This is a genomic window from Leptospira langatensis, assembly GCF_004770615.1.
Taxonomy (GTDB): domain Bacteria; phylum Spirochaetota; class Leptospiria; order Leptospirales; family Leptospiraceae; genus Leptospira_B; species Leptospira_B langatensis.
In genome coordinates, this window is the sequence record NZ_RQER01000007.1 from 277,708 (window position 1) to 296,071 (window position 18,364).

The 18,364-nt window shown below is 44.7% G+C and carries 19 protein-coding genes; 11 read left to right on the top strand and 8 right to left on the bottom strand.

The features are described from left to right. The first annotated feature begins 65 nt into the window (after window positions 1-65). The gene (locus EHO57_RS12945) at window positions 66-1,631 is read left to right on the top strand and encodes a TolC family protein (protein ID WP_246050687.1); all 1,566 of its coding nucleotides are present in this window, start codon (window positions 66-68) and stop codon (window positions 1,629-1,631) included. Between the two features lie 7 nt (window positions 1,632-1,638). Here the strand turns inward: EHO57_RS12945 and EHO57_RS12950 are convergent, their stop codons facing one another. Further along, a complete protein-coding gene (locus tag EHO57_RS12950) occupies window positions 1,639-2,577 on the bottom strand; it encodes a cytochrome-c peroxidase (RefSeq protein ID WP_135645686.1) in 939 nt (312 codons plus the stop codon). Between the two features lie 152 nt (window positions 2,578-2,729). Here EHO57_RS12950 and EHO57_RS12955 point away from each other — a divergent pair, with 152 nt between their 5' ends. The 4 genes from EHO57_RS12955 to EHO57_RS12970 all read left to right on the top strand — a co-directional run bounded on the left by EHO57_RS12955 (window position 2,730) and on the right by EHO57_RS12970 (window position 6,603). Further along, window positions 2,730-3,917, top strand: coding sequence for an NAD(P)/FAD-dependent oxidoreductase (locus EHO57_RS12955; protein WP_135645685.1), 1,188 nt, complete (start codon window positions 2,730-2,732; stop codon window positions 3,915-3,917). After that, a complete protein-coding gene (locus tag EHO57_RS12960) occupies window positions 3,914-4,909 on the top strand; it encodes a sigma-70 family RNA polymerase sigma factor (RefSeq protein WP_135645684.1) in 996 nt (331 codons plus the stop codon). The genes EHO57_RS12955 and EHO57_RS12960 overlap by 4 nt, the downstream gene beginning before the upstream one ends. Before the next feature lie 88 nt (window positions 4,910-4,997). Continuing rightward, window positions 4,998-5,909: an alpha/beta fold hydrolase gene (locus EHO57_RS12965; RefSeq protein ID WP_425460787.1), complete on the top strand. Its 912-nt coding sequence runs from the start codon at window positions 4,998-5,000 to the stop codon at window positions 5,907-5,909. 121 nt (window positions 5,910-6,030) lie between these two features. Then, a complete protein-coding gene (locus tag EHO57_RS12970; RefSeq protein WP_135645683.1) occupies window positions 6,031-6,603 on the top strand; it encodes a Crp/Fnr family transcriptional regulator in 573 nt (190 codons plus the stop codon). A gap of 290 nt (window positions 6,604-6,893) precedes the next feature. Here EHO57_RS12970 and EHO57_RS12975 read toward each other — a convergent pair whose 3' ends face one another. The 5 genes from EHO57_RS12975 to EHO57_RS12995 all read right to left on the bottom strand — a co-directional run bounded on the left by EHO57_RS12975 (window position 6,894) and on the right by EHO57_RS12995 (window position 12,275). Continuing rightward, window positions 6,894-8,057: an acyl-CoA dehydrogenase family protein gene (locus EHO57_RS12975; RefSeq protein WP_135645682.1), complete on the bottom strand. Its 1,164-nt coding sequence runs from the start codon at window positions 8,055-8,057 to the stop codon at window positions 6,894-6,896. A gap of 283 nt (window positions 8,058-8,340) precedes the next feature. Beyond that, a complete protein-coding gene (locus EHO57_RS12980; protein ID WP_210410038.1) occupies window positions 8,341-9,285 on the bottom strand; it encodes an MBL fold metallo-hydrolase in 945 nt (314 codons plus the stop codon). Between the two features lie 247 nt (window positions 9,286-9,532). Beyond that, complete coding sequence (locus EHO57_RS12985) at window positions 9,533-10,705, bottom strand: CaiB/BaiF CoA transferase family protein (protein ID WP_135645680.1); 1,173 nt, start codon at window positions 10,703-10,705, stop codon at window positions 9,533-9,535. Window positions 10,706-10,800: 95 nt separating this feature from the next. Next, window positions 10,801-11,667 (bottom strand): polysaccharide deacetylase family protein, encoded by an 867-nt coding sequence (locus tag EHO57_RS12990; protein ID WP_135645679.1) that lies wholly within the window; start codon window positions 11,665-11,667, stop codon window positions 10,801-10,803. Between the two features lie 230 nt (window positions 11,668-11,897). Further along, window positions 11,898-12,275 carry an SMR family transporter gene (locus EHO57_RS12995; RefSeq protein ID WP_135645678.1) on the bottom strand — a complete coding sequence of 126 codons (378 nt, stop codon included), beginning with the start codon at window positions 12,273-12,275 and terminating at the stop codon, window positions 11,898-11,900. A gap of 147 nt (window positions 12,276-12,422) precedes the next feature. Here EHO57_RS12995 and EHO57_RS13000 point away from each other — a divergent pair, with 147 nt between their 5' ends. Further along, window positions 12,423-13,250: an alpha/beta fold hydrolase gene (locus EHO57_RS13000; RefSeq protein ID WP_135645677.1), complete on the top strand. Its 828-nt coding sequence runs from the start codon at window positions 12,423-12,425 to the stop codon at window positions 13,248-13,250. A gap of 5 nt (window positions 13,251-13,255) precedes the next feature. Beyond that, window positions 13,256-14,038, top strand: coding sequence for a helix-turn-helix domain-containing protein (locus EHO57_RS13005; RefSeq protein WP_135645676.1), 783 nt, complete (start codon window positions 13,256-13,258; stop codon window positions 14,036-14,038). Here EHO57_RS13005 and EHO57_RS13010 read toward each other — a convergent pair. Continuing rightward, window positions 14,023-15,042, bottom strand: a complete 1,020-nt coding sequence (locus tag EHO57_RS13010) for an SDR family oxidoreductase (RefSeq protein WP_135645675.1) — start codon at window positions 15,040-15,042, stop codon at window positions 14,023-14,025. The two genes, EHO57_RS13005 and EHO57_RS13010, sit on opposite strands and share 16 nt — an antisense overlap. A 295-nt stretch (window positions 15,043-15,337) precedes the next feature. Between EHO57_RS13010 and EHO57_RS13015 the strand changes: the two genes are divergently transcribed. Continuing rightward, the gene (locus EHO57_RS13015; protein ID WP_135645674.1) at window positions 15,338-16,177 is read left to right on the top strand and encodes an amidohydrolase family protein; all 840 of its coding nucleotides are present in this window, start codon (window positions 15,338-15,340) and stop codon (window positions 16,175-16,177) included. 51 nt (window positions 16,178-16,228) lie between these two features. Here EHO57_RS13015 and EHO57_RS13020 read toward each other — a convergent pair whose 3' ends face one another. Continuing rightward, a complete protein-coding gene (locus tag EHO57_RS13020) occupies window positions 16,229-16,765 on the bottom strand; it encodes an Mpo1 family 2-hydroxy fatty acid dioxygenase (protein ID WP_135645673.1) in 537 nt (178 codons plus the stop codon). A gap of 146 nt (window positions 16,766-16,911) precedes the next feature. On the opposite strand from EHO57_RS13020, the gene EHO57_RS13025 reads away from it, so the two are divergent. From EHO57_RS13025 to EHO57_RS13035, 3 genes are read left to right on the top strand one after another with little or no spacing between them, the layout of a single operon-like run. Then, on the top strand, window positions 16,912-17,091 hold the full coding sequence (locus EHO57_RS13025; protein ID WP_135645672.1) for a tautomerase family protein: 180 nt from the start codon (window positions 16,912-16,914) through the stop codon (window positions 17,089-17,091). Between the two features lie 2 nt (window positions 17,092-17,093). Next, a complete protein-coding gene (locus EHO57_RS13030) occupies window positions 17,094-17,924 on the top strand; it encodes a YdcF family protein (RefSeq protein WP_135645721.1) in 831 nt (276 codons plus the stop codon). A 2-nt stretch (window positions 17,925-17,926) separates the two neighbouring features. Continuing rightward, window positions 17,927-18,331 carry a cytochrome c maturation protein CcmE domain-containing protein gene (locus EHO57_RS13035; protein ID WP_135645671.1) on the top strand — a complete coding sequence of 135 codons (405 nt, stop codon included), beginning with the start codon at window positions 17,927-17,929 and terminating at the stop codon, window positions 18,329-18,331. Window positions 18,332-18,364: the final 33 nt, after the last annotated feature.

Below are 18,364 nucleotides of genomic sequence, written 5' to 3' on the forward strand. Positions count from 1 at the left end.
GGCTCTCAGCTATTCCTTTCGTAAGGAAATTCTATCTACGGCTTTTTCTGGTCGGAGCCTTTAGCATGCCTTCTGTTTCCTTCGCGCAGGATCTTGGAACTTCTCTTCATAATCAACCGCGGATCGTGAAGCTTACCTTAAGAGAAGCGGTCAATTTCGTTCTCGATAATAACCTCACAGTTAAGAACGCGAAAATGGATTTCGTGAAAGCGGACTCTGCCGAGTTAAAAAATCTATCTCAATATGCATGGACGCTGGTCGGCTCTATTTCGAAAACAAAAACAACATTACCGAATAACAATAATAACGTATTGAACGGTCAAAAGATTTCAAACGACCGGATCGCTATGGGATTTCAGAAGCAATTCCAGACCCAGACCTTCTTCAGTATGGAATTGAGCCATACACGCTTTGACTCGAACGCATTCGAGACCGCTGCCTCTGCCTCAAGGCTTGGCGCCGTAGGCCCTCTTCTTGCGGCTCCTCCTCAATACACGGATGCTCTGACCGTTACCCTGGCCCAGGAGTTCTTGAAATATTCCTTTGGGGAAACGGAGAAGGACAGACAAAAAGTCCTAAAACAAAACGCAGTCATTCGCAGGGATGAACTTGTAGATATACTTTCCCAACTTGTGGTCAAGACCCTGGTGGATTATTGGACCTTAAGTGTTTATGATTCTCAGGTAGCCACTTTCGAGAAGTTAGAGAAAAACACTCGAAATATCCGCGACCTTACCATTCGCAAAAGAAACCTAGGCCTCTCCGAATCTTTCGAAGTGAATCAATGGACAAGTGCTCTTACCCAGACTGAGAATAGCTTGGAAAGAGCGAGACTCTCCAGAGCCGAATCGGAACGGAATCTGATCCGAGTATTGAACGTGGATCCGAGCTCTAAAGTAGCCGGGATCACCGATCTTCATGAAAAAGTCCCTACCGATATCAATCCGGAAAGGGATTATAAATACGCTTTGGAGCATAGGATAGATCTCAGAAACTTGGCTCGCCAAAGAGAGATCGCAGAAGTAGAACTCAGGATCAAGCAAGCAGAAGATATGCCTTCTCTAAAGGTTACGGGAAGTTACTCCACAAGAGGACAGACCTTCCTGAACCCGATGCAAAACTATGTGAATCCAGAGACGGGAATGATGTCCTTTCGTTATCCTGAAAAGACCTTAGGGATCGCTCTCTCTTATCCGCTCTTCGATATCGGGATCAAAACGGATATCAGAGACGCGAAATTCAAAGTAGAGACGTTGGAGAAACAGGAAGCGGATCTAAAGGCTCAGATCAAAGAAGAGTTAGAGAATAGATACAATTCCATCGTTGCCGGTGCCGAACTCTTAGAGACAGCTACTAAACAAAGAGAAGAAGCAGAGAAATTCTACCAAGGCGTTCAGTTAAGATTCAGCCAAGGAAGATTCACTGCAGTCGTAGTAAAGTCGGCTTTGGATGGACTGATCCAAGCAGAACTGCAAGTCGCCCAAGCAAGAATTAATTTTAATATCGATATAGTGCGCTACGATCTGGCACGGAATTACGTCTTCGAGAAATTCGGAGTAGATATCAAACAAATCGTACACGAGCTTTCCAAACTGGATTTGGAAACCGTATCTAATTCCCAATCTAAATAAGAGTTTATTAAGCTTTCGGAATAGAAGGGATTTCCCATTGAATAGGTTCCCCTTCTAGTGCCTTTAAGAATTCGATCAGATCCTTCTTGTCCTGATCGGAAAGTTGCGCAGGCTTTAAGAGAGGGTCCCGAATTCCTTTTGCATGTCCCCCATCTGCAAAGTGGTTCACCGTATCCTCCAGAGAGCCGAAGGCACCATTATGCATGAAGAGTTTCTTTTTACTCACATCTCTCAAGGTGGGAGTTCGGACCTTATCGCTGATCCCAGGAAGTCCAGTAGCATGCAGTTCCGAATCTGAAAAATTAGGACCATGATGACATTGCACGCATTTGGCCTTGTTCTGGAAAATATTCCAACCGCGGATCTGTGCAGGAGTCAGCGCGGTCTCTTCTCCCATAACGAATCGATCGAAGCTGGAATTCTTACTTACGATCGTCCTTTGGAATGTGGAAAGAGAAAGCACGATCCGATCCAATGTGATCTCGGGAGTCCCAAAGGCGCGATTGAAAAGTTCCCTATATCCTTGGATGGACGAAAGCCTCTGCACAGTCTTTGCCTCATCTCTTAACAACAGGGAGGAATGCACTTTTTCCTTTACGATATCTTCTAGTTCGATTGCTTCGGGATCCTTGAACACATCCTTGTATAAGGCAACGTTCGTTAGAGAAGGTGCCGGATTATGGATCTTATTTCTAGGGAAGCCTTCGGACGGGGTAGCGGAATTATGGCAGCTCGCGCAGCTCGCATCTTCTTTATAGGAAAGACGAGGATCGAAATATAAGATCTTTCCTAACTCTACTTTATCCTCGTTAAATGGATTATTGCTAGGATGGATCACATTCTTAACTACGAATTTCTCCAACTCAGGCTTAGGACGTTTATCCTTGCACTCTAATAAGAAGAAGAGGGAGAAAACAAAGACCAGAATGGAAAAGAAGCGATTCATAGTTCCCTACCCAGGATGCGACAAAGTTGCGCCTTGTCAATCTCCTAATAAAAGAGAGTCCCTTTCGTCCCAATACCTTCTCGAATAAAATCGAAACAGGTGTCACAGCCTCAAAGGCAAAGACGTCTTCCTTGTAGAACGGGAGGAATTCCATGTCAAAGAAGAACATTTTAATCCTTGGTGGAGGCTATGCCGGGATCATAGCCGCAAATCGTTTGGCTCGGAAGAAGGAAGATCTTCAAATCACACTTCTTACCGCAAATCCGAATTTCGTGGAGAAGATCCGAAACCATCAGGTCATTGCGGGGAACCTGAAAAAGACTCATTCTATCCGGGACCTACTCCATAAGAAAGTGGATCTTGTTCTCGCAAAAGCAACGAAAATAGAACCGCAAAACAACAGAGTGATCTTGGAAAACGGAGAAGCAATCTCTTATGATTTCTTAGGTTATACTCCGGGAATGAGAAGTGTTAACCTGAAAAATCTTCCGGGCAATTACTTTTCTATCGTAAATCCGGAAGATTGCTCGCAATTGAGAAAGAAAATGGAGAAGTCTTCTTCACCAAGGGTTACCGTTTTAGGTGCGGGACTTACAGGAATAGAGACTGCCACTGAGATTGCCGAGACTTATCCTCATGCTCGTGTTACCCTTATGGACTCAGGATCGGTCGGAAAATCGTTCTCTTCCGTAGGTGCGGAGTATATTAGAAAGATATTAAGCGATCTTAAGATCGAAGTCGTCGAGGACAGCAAGGCGGAGTCCCTAGGAGAGGACCATATCCAAACTTCTAAGGGGAGCTTTCATTTCCACGACTATTGCGTGACCTCTGTCGGATTCGTTGCCTCGGATCTGGGATCGAAATCCGGTCTGCCTCATTATCCGAATGGACAGGTAATTTTAGACGAATACATGCAAGTTCCTGAATATTCGAATATTATAGGCGCCGGAGACGCTGTAAAACCGGAAGGTGAACAATATTCTCCGCTCAGAATGGCATGCGCTACTGCTCTGCCAATGGGGATCTATATGGCGGAAAGGATCTCAGGGCTCTTAGGATTGAAAACTTCCGTAGGAAATACTCCATTCTCCATGGCCTATGTGATCCGTTGCGTTAGCCTGGGAAGAAATAGAGGGATCGTGCAGTCAGTACAACCGGACGATGTTCCTGTGGAGAAAATTTGGACAGGAAAGATGGCGGCTTTTATTAAGGAAACGATTTGTAAATTCACCATCCTATCCTTAAGAATGGAGAAATACTTTGATTTTTATCCAATCCCTAAGGCAAAGCAAGAAGTCGTTAAAAAAGAAGAAGGGCTTTTAGCCACAAACGCAAAATGACGAACCAAGAGAAACTAGACCAATTCATCGAACATAAGGGAATCGTTTTCGGGATCGCCTATAGAATGACAGGTAGCGTCACGGAGGCGGAAGATATAGTCCAAGAGAGTTTTCTTCGTTGGGAAAAAGCGAAGGAGATCAGCATAAAGTCTCCCAAGGCTTTCTTATCTACGATCGCCGCGAGGCTTTCCTTGGATTCTCTCCGAAAGGCCAAAAGAAAACGAGAAACTTATATCGGCCCTTGGTTACCGGAGCCTATGGCTCCGGTCTCTTCGGAGGAAGAACCTGATTCGGAGACATTGGATCTGGCCTTCCTCCATATATTAGAAAAATTGAATCCAATCGAGAGAGCCGTCTTTCTACTGAGAGAGACCTTCGAAATGGAGTACGACTCGATTTCCGAAGTAGTCGGCAAGTCTGTCGAGAATTGTCGTCAGATCCTCAAAAGAGCCAAGGAAGCTTTAAAGACCAGCCGCAGAAGGTATGAAGCAAATCCGGAAACCAGAAAGAAGATCTTCAGAGATTTTCTTTTAGCAGCATCCAAGGGAAAACCGGAACTTCTTGTCCCTTTCTTGAAGGAAGAGATCGTGATCTGGTCGGACGGAGGAGGAAAAGTAAACGCGGCAAGGATCCCTATCTATGGACAAGAAAGGGTTTCTCATTTCCTAAATAAGGTGCGTGCGAATCCGCTTCGACACCAATTGGACTTCTATTATACGTTCGTAAATGGAGCGGAATCCCTCATCGGCTATAACGGGAACGAGCCTGTATACTTCCAAAATTTCCTCATCGAAGAAGAGGGGATCTGGAAGATCATGAATGTATTGAATCCGGACAAGCTTAACTCTTTCCAAAATAAGCAGGAGCTATTGGACAAAGAATTGATCTTTCCCATAGAGAATTTTCTTTTATTCCCGAATTCGTATCACAAAGGAGTTCCAAAGTGGCTGAATCCTGTGGTGCAATTAGTGAAGTGGGTAGTCTCCAGATAAATCCTGATTAACATAGGATAACCGCTTTCATGCTTAGGAGAGTTCTCGGATGATTGACTCTTCCCGTATTTGAGTGCAGACTCTATACATGAAACGACAATTCATTCTTACTATCATGTTAGTAAGTTTCATGATATTCCATTGTATGGGAGCACAGAGCATGGAAACAACGATAGAAAATCCATCCGGGGTAGAGAAGAAGCCGACAGGATTCTTTCCTTCTAAGTTAGGAAAGATCGCATATTGGATAGAAGGAAAAGGAAAACCGATCATACTTCTCCATTCCGCGGGACATGATCACCAAGACTTCGACTCCGTTCTTCCGGAGCTTAGTGCAAAATACAAGGTGATCTCAATCGATTGGCCAGGGCATGGAATGTCTCCCAATCCCGAGCCCAGTTCTTCTGCCTCTGCAGTGGAATACGCTCAGATCATTCCCGACCTTGTAAAAGATCTCGCGCCGGAAGGAGCCGTACTCATCGGAAATTCCATAGGCGGATTTGCGTCCTTAAACCTTGCTCTTCAAAGACCGGAACTAGTCAAAGGATTGATCCTTGTGGATTCCGGAGGAATGAACGAACCAAATTGGGTTGCCAGGAACTTCTCCGCACTTAAAGGAAAAGTATGGTTCACAGGTTTAGTTTGGAACTTCTTCCCGAATCAATATATCAAGATCAAGAATCGACACACGCAATCCATTCTCTCCCGTATCAAAGAAAGAGAAAATATAGAAGGTGCAAAGGAAGTGAATGCAGCTATCTGGAAAAGCTTCTTAGACGAAAGACACGATCTAAGAGCGAAGGTGGATCGGATCAAGGCTCCTACTCTCATCGTTTGGGGAGAATTTGATCCGGTAATAGAAGCTAAGATAGCGACTCAGTTACATGAGAAGATACAGGGATCCCAAATAGCCCTCCTTAAAACGGGGCACGTCCCTTTTGCGGAAGACCCGAAAGCATTCCTGCAAGTTACCCTTCCCTTTTTACAAACAATATATTAAAGGAAGAAGGTTTCGCCTTTTTAGAATCAGCTGGTCAATATGATTTGCAAAAATTCCTCCCCGGCCTTCCCTATAGGTCGTGGGGGAATACAAGCTCAAAGAAGGTGAACCGGACTGGGAAATGATCTACGAGACAGTAAATCTGGTTTCTCCCATCCCCAAAGAAATTTGGTCTAAGGCCGGTAATCTATATACGGTCCGCAATCTGGAATACGGAGATTATTTCGTAAAGCAAGGCGGTAACGCAACCGAGTTCGCATTCGTTTTCTCCGGAGTATTAAGAGAATATTATCTTACCGACCAAGGTAACGAGTATATCAAGAGCTTCAATTTTCCAGGAGAATTCACCGGCTCTTATTTCGATCTTCTTTCCAACCAACCTTCTACCTGCACGATCCGAGCGATCACAGATTGCAAACTGGGAGTCGCAAAATTTTCCGAGTTACGAGCCCTCTTTTCCCAAGACATAGCTTGGGAAAGATTGGGAAGAAGGTTCGCAGAACTTCTCTTCTTAAAGAAGGCCAAACGAGAATACGAACTCTTGGCCTTGGATGCGGAAGCCCGATATGAGTCCTTATTGCAAACCTATCCTGATATAGAAGAGCTCGTGCCTCAGTATCATATCGCAGCCTATTTGGGGATCACTCCGGTTTCCTTGAGCCGGATCAAGTCGAAGAGAAAGAGCGAGAAATAGTTCCTACATAGAATTTTACAGAAGGCGGCCCCCGCCCTGGTTCGGGTGGGGAGGAGGGCCCTGTGGGAGAACCCTTGCCCTATATCATAAAATCTTTATTCCTTCAACCGAAATTTCCAACAGTTCCCACGCTGTAGGAACTCTTTCAAGTTCTTGTAGGAACCTTTTCGCTCACTTTCTATTGGTCCTCGAAAGGAACCGCCCTAAGATAAAAAAAGCGCCGGGAAAACCGGCGCTTTCTAAAGGATCTCTTATATTCAGAAATCCGAATATTGAATTCTTTCGAATTCTTATTTTGCGGAAGCTGCCTCGCGAATTACGTAAGCTGCGATCTCGTTCTTTTGGATTTGAGTCGTTCCTTCGAAGATACAAAGGATTTTCGCGTCTCTCATCAGTTTTTCAACAGGATATTCTTTAGTGTATCCGTATCCACCGTAGATCTGAACTGCATCGGTTGCCGCTTTCATTGCGGTTTCAGAGCAGTATGCTTTGGCGATTGCAGAATACTTAGGTAAACGAGGATCATCAGCGTCGGACATGCGAGCGGAAAGATAGCAGATCTGACGTGCAGTCTCTACCCCGATAGACATGTCAGCAAGCATGTGCTGAACTGCCTGGAAGCTGGAGATCTTGGATCCAAACTGCTCTCTTTGACGAGCATATTTGGAAGCGTGGTCTAAAGCTGCTTGCGCAACACCCACTCCCATAGCTGCCACGTAAGGACGAGAAGCGTTCAGAGTTTGAAGTGCGTAGATGAAACCGAGGTTCTCTTTTCCGATCATGTTTACTTCTTCAACTGCGCAGTCTTCGAAGATGATCTGACGAGTGTCGGATGCACGAATTCCAAGTTTATCTTCTTTTTTACCTACGATCAGACCTGGAGTGTCGCGTTTTACGTAGAAGCAGGAAACTCCGCGAGTTCCACGACCTTTATCGGTATATGCGAAAACGGTATAAGCGCCTGCGCTTCCACCACCGGTGATCCATTGTTTGGTTCCGTTGATGACCCATTTGTCGCCTTTTTTCACTGCAGTAGTGCTCATTCCTGGAACGTCAGAACCTGCGCCAGGCTCGGAAAGACAGAAGGAAACTCCGTATTCTCCGTCGATTACCGGTTGGAGCCATTTTTTCTTTTGTTCATGGCTTGCACCTTTCATGATCGGAAGAATTCCCAAACCGGTGTATCCGAAACAAAGGCTGATCCCGAGGCATCCTCTGGAAAGTTCTTCGGTTACAAGACACTGTTCTACGGAACCAAGTCCCCATCCACCGTATTCCTCGGGGATAGTGAGTCCATTGACTCCAAGCTCGGTTCTCATTCTATTAATAAGTTCTTCCGGATGTTTGTTTTCTTCGTCCCAGTGGATGGCAACCTCATGGGTGATCTCCTTCTTAACGAAGCTGCGGATCGTGTCCCTAATCTCGATTTGTTGCTCAGTCAGTTCCTGATACATCTTTTCCCTTCTTGCGAGAGTTTCTAGTCCTAATTTTTCGCCAGGGTCGATTCAATCAAGAAAAACATAGCTAAGTGAGCGTTCATTTTATCTCTAATGGGACAGAATTTCGGGAATTCTACTTATTTTAGCGCATTTTGGCGATTTGAACACTTATAAAAAACAGAACGTTCGTTCTGTTTCAAAAAATGCTTCTTCTACATGGAAGGACTGCTTCCACCAAAGATTTATTTTTGATCTAAAAAGAGCCTAGCCTTCGCTAAGCTCTTTTTAGATTTAACTGTTACTTTGTAGGTGCGATTGCAGTGAAACTTTGGTGCCCTGGGTGTACTTGGATCTTAGGGAATTTTGCGGCGATCTGTTTTAGAAGATTCAAACTCGCAACATTCGCGTCTTGATCCTTGGTGAATCCGCCGGGAGTTACGCTATTCTCCCAACCCCATTTCGTATGGCAGGTATCTCCTGTAAGTAATTGAGTACCGGTTGTGGATTTCACTAAGAATGCCAGGCTTCCAGCAGTATGGCCCGGAACATAGATCACGTAAAAGGATTGGTCTCCAAAGAAATCGATAATATTGATCTTAGAACCTTCTTCCTTTCCGGAGAAGTTTAACTCGGAAAGTACAGTGTTTGGTCCGAGAACCCTATCCGTTGTCCCCTGTACGAACATATGAAGAAAACGGGAATCTCCAGGCTCGTTCGGTCCAGTATAGATCGGAGTTCCTACAGGAAAATCGGAAACCCCGAAGATATGATCCAAATGCATATGAGTTAAGAAGATTCCCTCTACCTTCTTAGGGTCTTTTGCCATCCATTCTTTGATCGTAGTATGGATCTTTAGATCCGGTATATTCATTTGAGAAGCAACGATCCCCGAGACTGGCCATTCCTTCTGGTCCTTGCGAAACACATCTGCCATCCCGGTATCGACTACGAATCTCCCGAATTTAGGATGATCGATCACATAAAAGTAGATCTGGATGGGTTCTTTTCCGGGCTGCAATCCGGCAGCGGCTACTTTCGGATCTTTGAAATTGATCAGTCCTTCTCGATCTGCAAGCCAATCGGATGCTACGATCTTCTTAAGAACGATCGGACCTTTTTCAGTGAGTGGGATGTTTTGCAATTCCGCCGCGGTTCCTTTGGAAACGGAGACGGATTGATTCGAAGTGACCGCGCAATATGGGAACATCGCGAGGAGGAGAGATAGATGGAGTAAGTGTTTCATTTTCACAGGAAATAGACCCTAATTTATTTCCTGCGTGCGAAAAGTTTTTTTTGCCTTCCGGAAAAAGTTCCTACAAGGAATTTTGCAAAGGCGGCCCCCACCCTGAATTGGGTGGTGGAGGTGGGCCAGTGGGAGAACCCTTCGCCTATATCACAGATTACCTACTTTCGCAACTAGAATTTTAAAGAGTTCCCACCACGTGGGAACTCTTTCCATCTGTCGTAGGAACTTGGACCCGAACGAGAACCTAAATCACTTTATCCTTTTTCAATTCCTCGATATCCGCGTCCGAATATCCGAGAGATCTCAGGATCTCGGCATTATGCTCTCCGTGAGCTGGAGGTTCACTGCGATAGGTGACCTTGCTTTCGGAAAAAGGAAACGGAGAACCGAATTGAATATAGTCCCCATACTCTGGATGCTTGCGATCCAAGATCAACCCCTTCTCACGAAGAACAGGATCATGTGCCACTTCATCCATCGTTTTCACTGGAGTTAAACAAGAATCCGGATTTTGAAAGATCGGATCGAGATCGGCTAACGTCTTAGAGGCAAAGTATTCGGTCAGGATCTTCTTCCATTCGGCAAAGTGAGACTCTGCGATCGGGACTCTTTCCAAATGAGAATCCAAACCGGATTGGCGAAGGAAGGTCTTAAAGAACATCTCTTCGAGAGCGCCTAACGCAACCCATCTACCTTCTTTCGTTTGATAGGTGCTATAGTTCGGCAATTTCCCGGAAAGCAATTCATTCCCCCCTTCCGGATCCTTTCCGGTTGCGGAATAGATCCCTCCATACAAGGAGATGAATTGCAAAGAAGCTTCCATCATGGAAACGGCGATCTTCTGTCCTCTTCCCGTCTTTTCCCTATAATACAATGCGGCAAGAATGGAAGATAACGCAGTCAGAGTTCCCCCTCCTATATCCGCCAATTGAAAACCGGGAGCCTGAGGCTTTTTGCCTGTCTGAGAAAGAACTCCGGATAAGGAGAGATAATTCAGATCGTGGCCCGCAAAATCCTTATAAGCACCGGAGTCACCGTAACCATAAATTCCACAGTAGATCAATCTAGGGAACTTTTCCTTTAGGTCTTCGTACCCGAGTCCCATCTTGGAAAGTCCATCCGGTCGAAAGCCTTCCAAAAGGATATCGGCGTCTTCTAAAAGCTTAAAAAGGATCTCCTTAGACTTCTCCCTCTTAAGATTGAGAGTGATCGCCTTCTTATTCCGATTCAGCATGAGATACAGAGAAGGAGCCCCGTTGTCTTTCTTGAACATGACTCTGGTCGCATCCATGGCTCTTGGATTTTCTATCTTGATGATTTCAGCTCCCATGTCTCCCAGATACATGGAGCATAAAGGACCGGGAAGAAGAAGGCTGAGATCTACGACCTTAACTCCGGAAAGTGGACCTTTGTTCATTTTATATAATCTTCCTGCTGTTTAACTTCCGACCTGTTTAGATCTAAAAGGAGAGAAGGAAAGTCATTTTTAATTCTAAAAAACAGCGTTCACATTTACTCTTCTAAAACTTCTTTGGTCGTTTTTCCCCAGCGCCATTTTGCATAATCTTCTGCAGTTCCGAACTTATATCCTTCTTCTTTTAATTTTTCTATTACGAATGGTAACACTTCTTTGGTGGTTGGATGCGTATCATGGAATAGGATCACTATTCCTTGCCCGTCCGTTTTAGAAGTAAGCTTCATATAGATCCGATCCATTTTCGCTCGGAACCGGTCGCTCTCTATGTTGATCCTCGGCCCCTTCTCATACCATTCTCCTCTGACCCACTCTTTGGAATCGGAAGAATCGAAAGCCTTAGACCACATGAAGACGATCCCTTTCTTTTGCAGAACGGAGCTTACTCTTTTCTTCTTCTCCTCGCTCAAATTCCTGTTATAAGGAGATCCGAAAGGAGGACGGAGCAACGTTAGTTTTTCTGAATATTCTCCCAATTCCTTTCTATACAATCTCTCGTTCTCATCCAACTGCCTTTCTATCCTTGCCTCCGACATATTCGCAAGATTCGGATGACCTAAAGTATGGTTTCCTACTACGTGGCCCTCTTTTCTCATTCGGATCAGAGTGTCCCTATACTTCTGAAAGCTATTACCGCTCCTGCTTTTCTGCGGAAGCCAAGCACCGCAAACGAAGAAGGTGGCCTTAACGTTCTCTTCTTTCAATACATCCAGCACTTCGGAAGTCCAGTCCGAGGGCCCGTCGTCGAATGTAAGGAATGCAGTTTTACTCGGGAGAGGATCTCCTTCATAATATCCTAACGCATATTGATTGGAAGAAGGATGCAGATCCGATCGTAGATCGGCAGCAGTACATTGAAGAAAGAAAAGAATAAGCGAGGCAATCGCTAAGACGAAAGCGTTCATAAGATTTTACCTTCCCAAGAAGCAGAATACTTTCAGCATGGAAACGATTGAGATCTTACTTTGCGCTTATCCTCTTACCCATTAGACCGCCCTGGGAAATTTGTTCTGACAGAAGAGAGATTTTATTTCTCTCGGTCCTTATTCCCAAACCGGGAAATAAGGATGAAAACTTTGGGAATTTTGAAACGAACGGGAAACTGAATTGTTTAAGGTCGGAAAAATCTAAGGACTCAATCGAACATTTCGCCGGCGGTCAGCCATACTCCAACCACGATCAATGCGATCCCGGTCCATTGGGACCAGTTTAATTTTTCCTTAAAGAAAACTGCGGATGCAAGTAATACGATGATGAATCCCGCGGAGGTGAACAATGGATAGGCCAAGGATAATTTCAGTCCTTTTCCTAAAACCCATCTATATCCAAGCAAAGCGATCCCGAATGAAACTAGTCCTGCAAAGAAAACAGGGTGAATAAAACTTTTGATCAATCCTTCAATTCCGGGAGTCGTATCCGTTTTATCTCCTAAGGAACTCGCTTTGATCAGGATATTGGCGAGCGCATTGAAGGAGAGCGCGACGATAAACACAAGAATCACAGTTGCTTTCATTCGTATTTCTCTAATGTTCGATTTTTGCTTTCTCGGAATCTCCCGAATGGAAGGATGTATTATCCCGGTCTTCGGGTCCGGGGATTGAATTCCCGAATTCCTATCCATCGAATGTAAAGGAAAGGAAATAGCAAGGGCAAATCTTGAATGCATAGAAAAACGTTCCAGTTCCGTGGGATCCAGCTCTCTTATCTAGATTCGGGTCCGAAAGAAAAATCTCCCATCCTGATCGCACATGCGAACGGCTTCTCTGCAGGATGCTATTCGTATTTGATCCGAGAACTCTCTTCTTCTCATAGAGTCTTAGCCTTGGATTTTTGCGGTCATGGGAATTCTGAATCTAATATGGATTGGAAGAATTGGTTCTTCTTAAGAGATCAGGTTCTAGCATTGATCGAAGAAGAGAATTTACAGAACATAGTCGGCATAGGTCATTCCATGGGAGGAGCAAGCCTTCTTCTTTCGAGTCAAAATAGGCCGGGCTTATTCCAAAAGATATTCGCTCTCGATCCGGTAGTTTTAAATATCACGTATACATTGCTTTCTCTTCTATTCGGAAATCCTTTGGCAAAAGGTGCAATGAAACGAAGAAGGGAATTCAAGAATCTGGATGTGATCCGCAAAGCATACCGCAAGACTCCCACATTCGCAAATTGGACCGACGAGATCTTCGAGGACTATCTTCATTCTTGTTTAAAAGAAGAAGGAGACAAATGGGTCCTATGTTGCCCGCCCGAGCTGGAAGCAAAGATCTTCACCTCCATGAACCCCCTCGCCTTCTTGCAGTACGGAAAATTTAGCACCGAAATGCATATTACGATTCCAAAAGATTACGAAGTATGTTCTCCTAATTCGGCAAAAAGGATCATGAAGGGAAATCCCAATTCTTCTTTGGAATCTTGGGAGAATGTATCCCATTTTTTTCCTTTCGAACAACCAAAACGCACCTTGGAAAGAATTCTAAAAAGATTATAAACAGAATGGAAGGGAATCAAAGCGGAGTTCTATTTTATTTCGGAGGAAGGGTCTTACTCGCTCATAAGGGACTCGTTACGGACCCGCATTCCCATTACGCAGTCTCCATTATCATTTCCTTAAGTTCCAATTTCCAGATCGTGGACGAGTCCGACAAAAGTAAGGACTACCAAGCCGTCGTACTAGCTCCGAATACCTATCACACACTTCTTGCGGAACATTCCGATCTGATCGTCTTGCAAATGGACCCATATGGTATCGATTATGCGGGAGTTGCAGCAAGATTCGGAAGAAAAGGGATCTCGGAGATCCCGTTTCAGGATCTGGACTCTGTATTGGATCGTTGCAAGGATCTATTCCGAGAAAAAGTAAATTGTCATTCTGCCAAGGAGCTCTTTGAAGATATACTGAATGCTGTGGGCTCCCAAAAACCTGTACGAGTCTCCTTGGACTCCAGGATACTGGATGCCACGGAAAAGATGAAGGCCGCTCTGCCAGGTTCCATTTCCGTTCCGGAACTCGCAAAAGAGATCGGATTCTCAGAGACCAGATTCATGCACGTATTCAAGATGCAGATGGGCCTTCCGGTCAGACAATTCCAACTCTGGCTTAGACTGCATGAGGCGGCAAAACTATTGAAAGAAGGTGGTAATCTCACCGAAGCTTCTCATGCGGCAGGCTTCGCGGACCAAGCACATTTGAGTAGGACATTCAAAAGAATGTTCGGAGTGCAACCCTCTCGGTTCTTAGGATCAAATACGAACGTCACTGTTCATTTTTGCGTATAACGTTCCAAACTTTTTGCCGCAGAGAGAATCGCTTCTTCTACGGAGCGAGGCTTCCATCCTAAAACTCGTTTCGCTTTTTCGTTTGTTGCATTCTTCCTCTTGCCCAATTCAGGAAGGATCTGTCTAGCTAAAGGATTAAATAAACCTGCAAGCCTCACGAGAAGGTTCGGCAATTGCTTCTTCGGAACCTTGTCCGCGTATTTTCCCAGGTTTTCCCTAAGTATATTCGCGATCTCTATCATTGGAATAAAATCGTCTGACACCGCAATAAAGCGTTCTCCCTTGGCGTTTGGATGAGTCATCGCTTTCAAATGCAGATCCGCCACGTCACGCACATCGACTACCCCAAAATAGATCTCAGGACAGCCGGGCATGGCCCCACTTAAGAGACGCTGCAATAATACGATCGAACTGGCAAAATCCGAACCTAGGACAGGTCCAAAGATCCCGACAGGATTGATCACAGAAAGTTCCATGCCATTCCCTTCCCGATCCATGAAGTCCCAGGCCGCCTTCTCTGCAATTGTCTTAGACTTATTATATGCAGGGACCTTTGCATTCAAGTTGGTCCAATTTGTCTCGTTGAAAGGAATGCTTTGAGGCTTATGACCGTATCCGATCGCCGCAAAAGAAGAAGTCAATACTACCCTCTTGACCCTCGCTTCTTTAGAAGCGCGTAACACTCGAATCGTTCCTTCTCGAGCAGGAACAATTAGATCATCCTCATGCTTTGGTACACCTGCAGGAAAGGGAGAAGCCACATGCAAAACAAACTCGCAACCTTGGACTGCTTCCTGCCAACCTGCGTCCTTTTCCAAGTCTGCCTCAAAGAAGGAAAGATCATCTTTAGCGTCTACTCCTCCCTCTTTCAGCATCGCCCGGACCTCGGATTCTCTTTTTAAATTCCTTACGGTGGTCCGCACTCGATGTCCGTCCTTTAATAACTGAAGAATAATATGACTTGCTAAAAATCCGGATCCGCCGGTGACTAATACTGTACTCATTCTACCTCCGATCTTTACATATCCGAAATTGGCCAGAATATTCGAATGGATATTCTTTACTTGTCCAATCCGACAGCACGACCTTTCTTTAGCTAATTTGTTTAACTTTACCAAATTAGTAAAAATAGTCAACAATGATTCCCTTTAGTCCAGAGCATTCATTTTGTAGCACAAGCGAATTTTTCCCTTTAATTAGTTTGGTATTACGAACTAAAAAACCCATTCGTTCACAATAATTAGTTTTACATAAAACTAATGACGATATATCCTTAGTAAAGTATATTAGGAGTTCAGAATGAACGAAGAAAAATACAAAGGCCAGATCATAGACGCCTGGGCCCAGCCTTCCCTCTTATCCATGTTCGAAAAATTACCCGAGATCTTATCCTTATTTAAGCGTTCCGGTTCGGGTGGATATGCAAAGAAGAATCTAGGCCCGGAGGATATCATTGAGCTCATGGACAGAGCAGGAGTGGAAAAATTGCTCTTGAGAGCTTGGTGTCGTCCCGGGCAATGGGTATGCACAAACGAACAGATCTACGAATACACAAAAAAGTATCCAGATCGTTTCGTAGGGATCGCAGGCGTAAATCTGGAAAAACCGGTAGAGGCAGTGAAAGAATTAAGAAAGGCGGTCCGGGAATACGGCTTTAAGGGCTTATTCGTACTTCCTTGGCTTTGGAAACTTCCCCCAAATCATAAATTGTATTATCCTCTCTTTGTGGAATGCATTGAACTCGGGATCCCTTATTGCACGCAAGTGGGACATACGGGTCCTCTCATGCCATCCGAACCGGGAAGACCGGTGCCTTATCTAGATGAGGTCGCTCTTACATTTCCGGAGCTAAAGATCGTAGGAGGTCATATCGGTTTTCCTTGGACGGATGAGATGATCGGACTCTGCATGAAGCATGAGAATATCTATATAGATACTTCCGCTCATCTTCCGGCTCATTATCCGAAACAACTCTTGGAGTATATGAAGACTTCGGGAAGAAGTAAGGTCTTGTTCGGGACGAATTTCCCCCATTTGGATTTCAAGAAATGCACGGACCAGGCCATGGAATTGGATCTTCTGGAATCTTCTTTGAAAAGATTCTTTTATTCGAATGCTAAGAGAGTGTTTAATATTTAGAAAAGAAGAACGCCCGCAAGAAACGCGGGCTTTCAGAGGGAAAGAGAATGTTTAGTGAGCGGTGCTGAAAGTTTTCAACTTACCTTGAGCGGCAAGTTCCTTACGGACTGCTTCTTGCACGTCCTTTCTATATCCAAGTTCGAAGAACACATCTGCAACTACAAAGATAGGAGCCGATACGATCGCTTGGAATAGATTGTCGAAAAGAGCAGGACGACTTTTTTCGAAGATAAAATGTCCGTAAAATTGAGCTCCCCAACCGACTAACTGTGCTACTGCAAATACTGTCCAAGCAGTTGTGGAATCCAAAGAGGCAGTTAGATATTGAGCCAATGCCATCAAGGACCCGAAAACGAGGGTAGTCGTCGCAGCAAAAATAAAATCTAGAGTGAAATAATAGAGTATAACCACAAACCCGAATACGGTTGACGCAGTGATATCAAACCCTCCCAAATTCCATATATGAAATCTACTCAGCACTAAGAAGAGTGTGAATGTGATGGTAGGAACCCCTAATACGTGGATCCATACGTTTCTCTTCTCTTGGTGGTATGCGGAATAGAAAGCCATTTCCTTAGCGAACTTCATGTAAAACTCCTCACAATTTCGAGTTTGATTATAAGCGAACCTTGCCTTTCCGGCTTGAACGAACCTGCCGTTTTTGGAAAAAAAATCCGTTGCATAATCCTCGTTCGAAATAAATTTAGAAGCAGATCCAAGGAATCACTACGAATATGCCTTATGTTAATCTAAAAGTCGCAGGAACTCTCACGAAAGAGCAAAAGAAAACGATTGTGAAAGAATTCTCCGATACACTTGCAAAAGTAGCAGGTAGAGCTCCGGAAACTACCTATATCGTGATTGATGAGGTTTCTAGAGAAAACTGGGCCAAGGGCGGCGATCTTCTCGAGTGAGTATGGATACCCTCTTCTTTGCGGTATCTAAACTTGCGGGGGCCTTTTTGTTCCCGCTTCCCGCTTGCTTGCTTCTTCTTATTTTCTTTGGGCTGCGGCTTCCTAAGTTCAAACATAAGGTTTGGATCCTTCTTCCCACCTTATTTCTTTGGGTATGTTCCACTGACAGTTTTTCCCAATGGATGATCTACGGATTGGAGGAAAACCATCCTCCAGTTAAATGGGAGAAGCTCCAAAACTCCGACGCCATCTTGGTATTAGGCGGAGCCGTGGATAATCTGGCCTTGCATAATGAGCAGGTGCAATTGACTTCCGCTGCGGAAAGAATGACGGATGCTGTCTTCTTATTTCAAAAGAAGAAGGCTCCGAGGATCGTATTCACTGGTGGTTCCGGAAATCTATTCTTCCAAACTAGAAAAGAATCCGATTCGGCAGCACTATTCTTTCGTTCATTAGGTGTGCCGAACCATTCTATTTTCTTGGAAACCGAAAGTAGGAATACCAAGGAAAACGCGGAAATGACTGCCGAGTTATTCCGTAAGAAAGGTTGGAAATCCGCAATACTCATCACTTCTGCATTTCATATGGAAAGGTCTATTTTGGTTTTCCAAAAGACCGGTTTAGATATCAGGCCTTGGCCTACGGATTATCGCTCTCGGGTGAAGGTGCTAACCATCGATGATTTTGTTCCTTCTTCTCAAAGTCTGGAGAATACGAGTATCGCTTGGAAGGAGAGGATCGGCCTCTTCGTTTATAAGCTTAGGGAGAGTATTTCCACTTTTCTTCCCCTCCGCTTCCGATATCCTTGGTCTAAGAACTGGACTTCGGCCTAAATATGAACCTTAAATTTACTGTGCTTGCGAGCGTGATCGGACTCTCTCTGGCATCTATTGCTTTTTTCTCTTCCAAAGAAACCTCTTATACCCTACTAGACGCCTCCGAACTGGCGGCTCATCCCGCTAAGTACGAACCGGACGAACTCTTAAGAGTCAGAGGCTTCGTGAAATTGGGCAGCCTGATCCGAGAAGGAAAGACCGCAAAATTCACTCTTCAATTGAACGAGAAGGAAGTCCCCGTTTACTTTACTGGAGCCACTCTTCTTCCGGATGCTTTTAAGGAAGGAGCTAGGGCCAGAGTGGATGGTGCCTGGAAAAACGGGGTACTGGTAGCCGACAAAGTGGAGGCTAAATGTGCTTCCAAATACGAGGCAGGATACCAGGGAGAAGAGAAAGAATATTAAAGATTTATTATATATTTAGCTTCAGGATTTTTC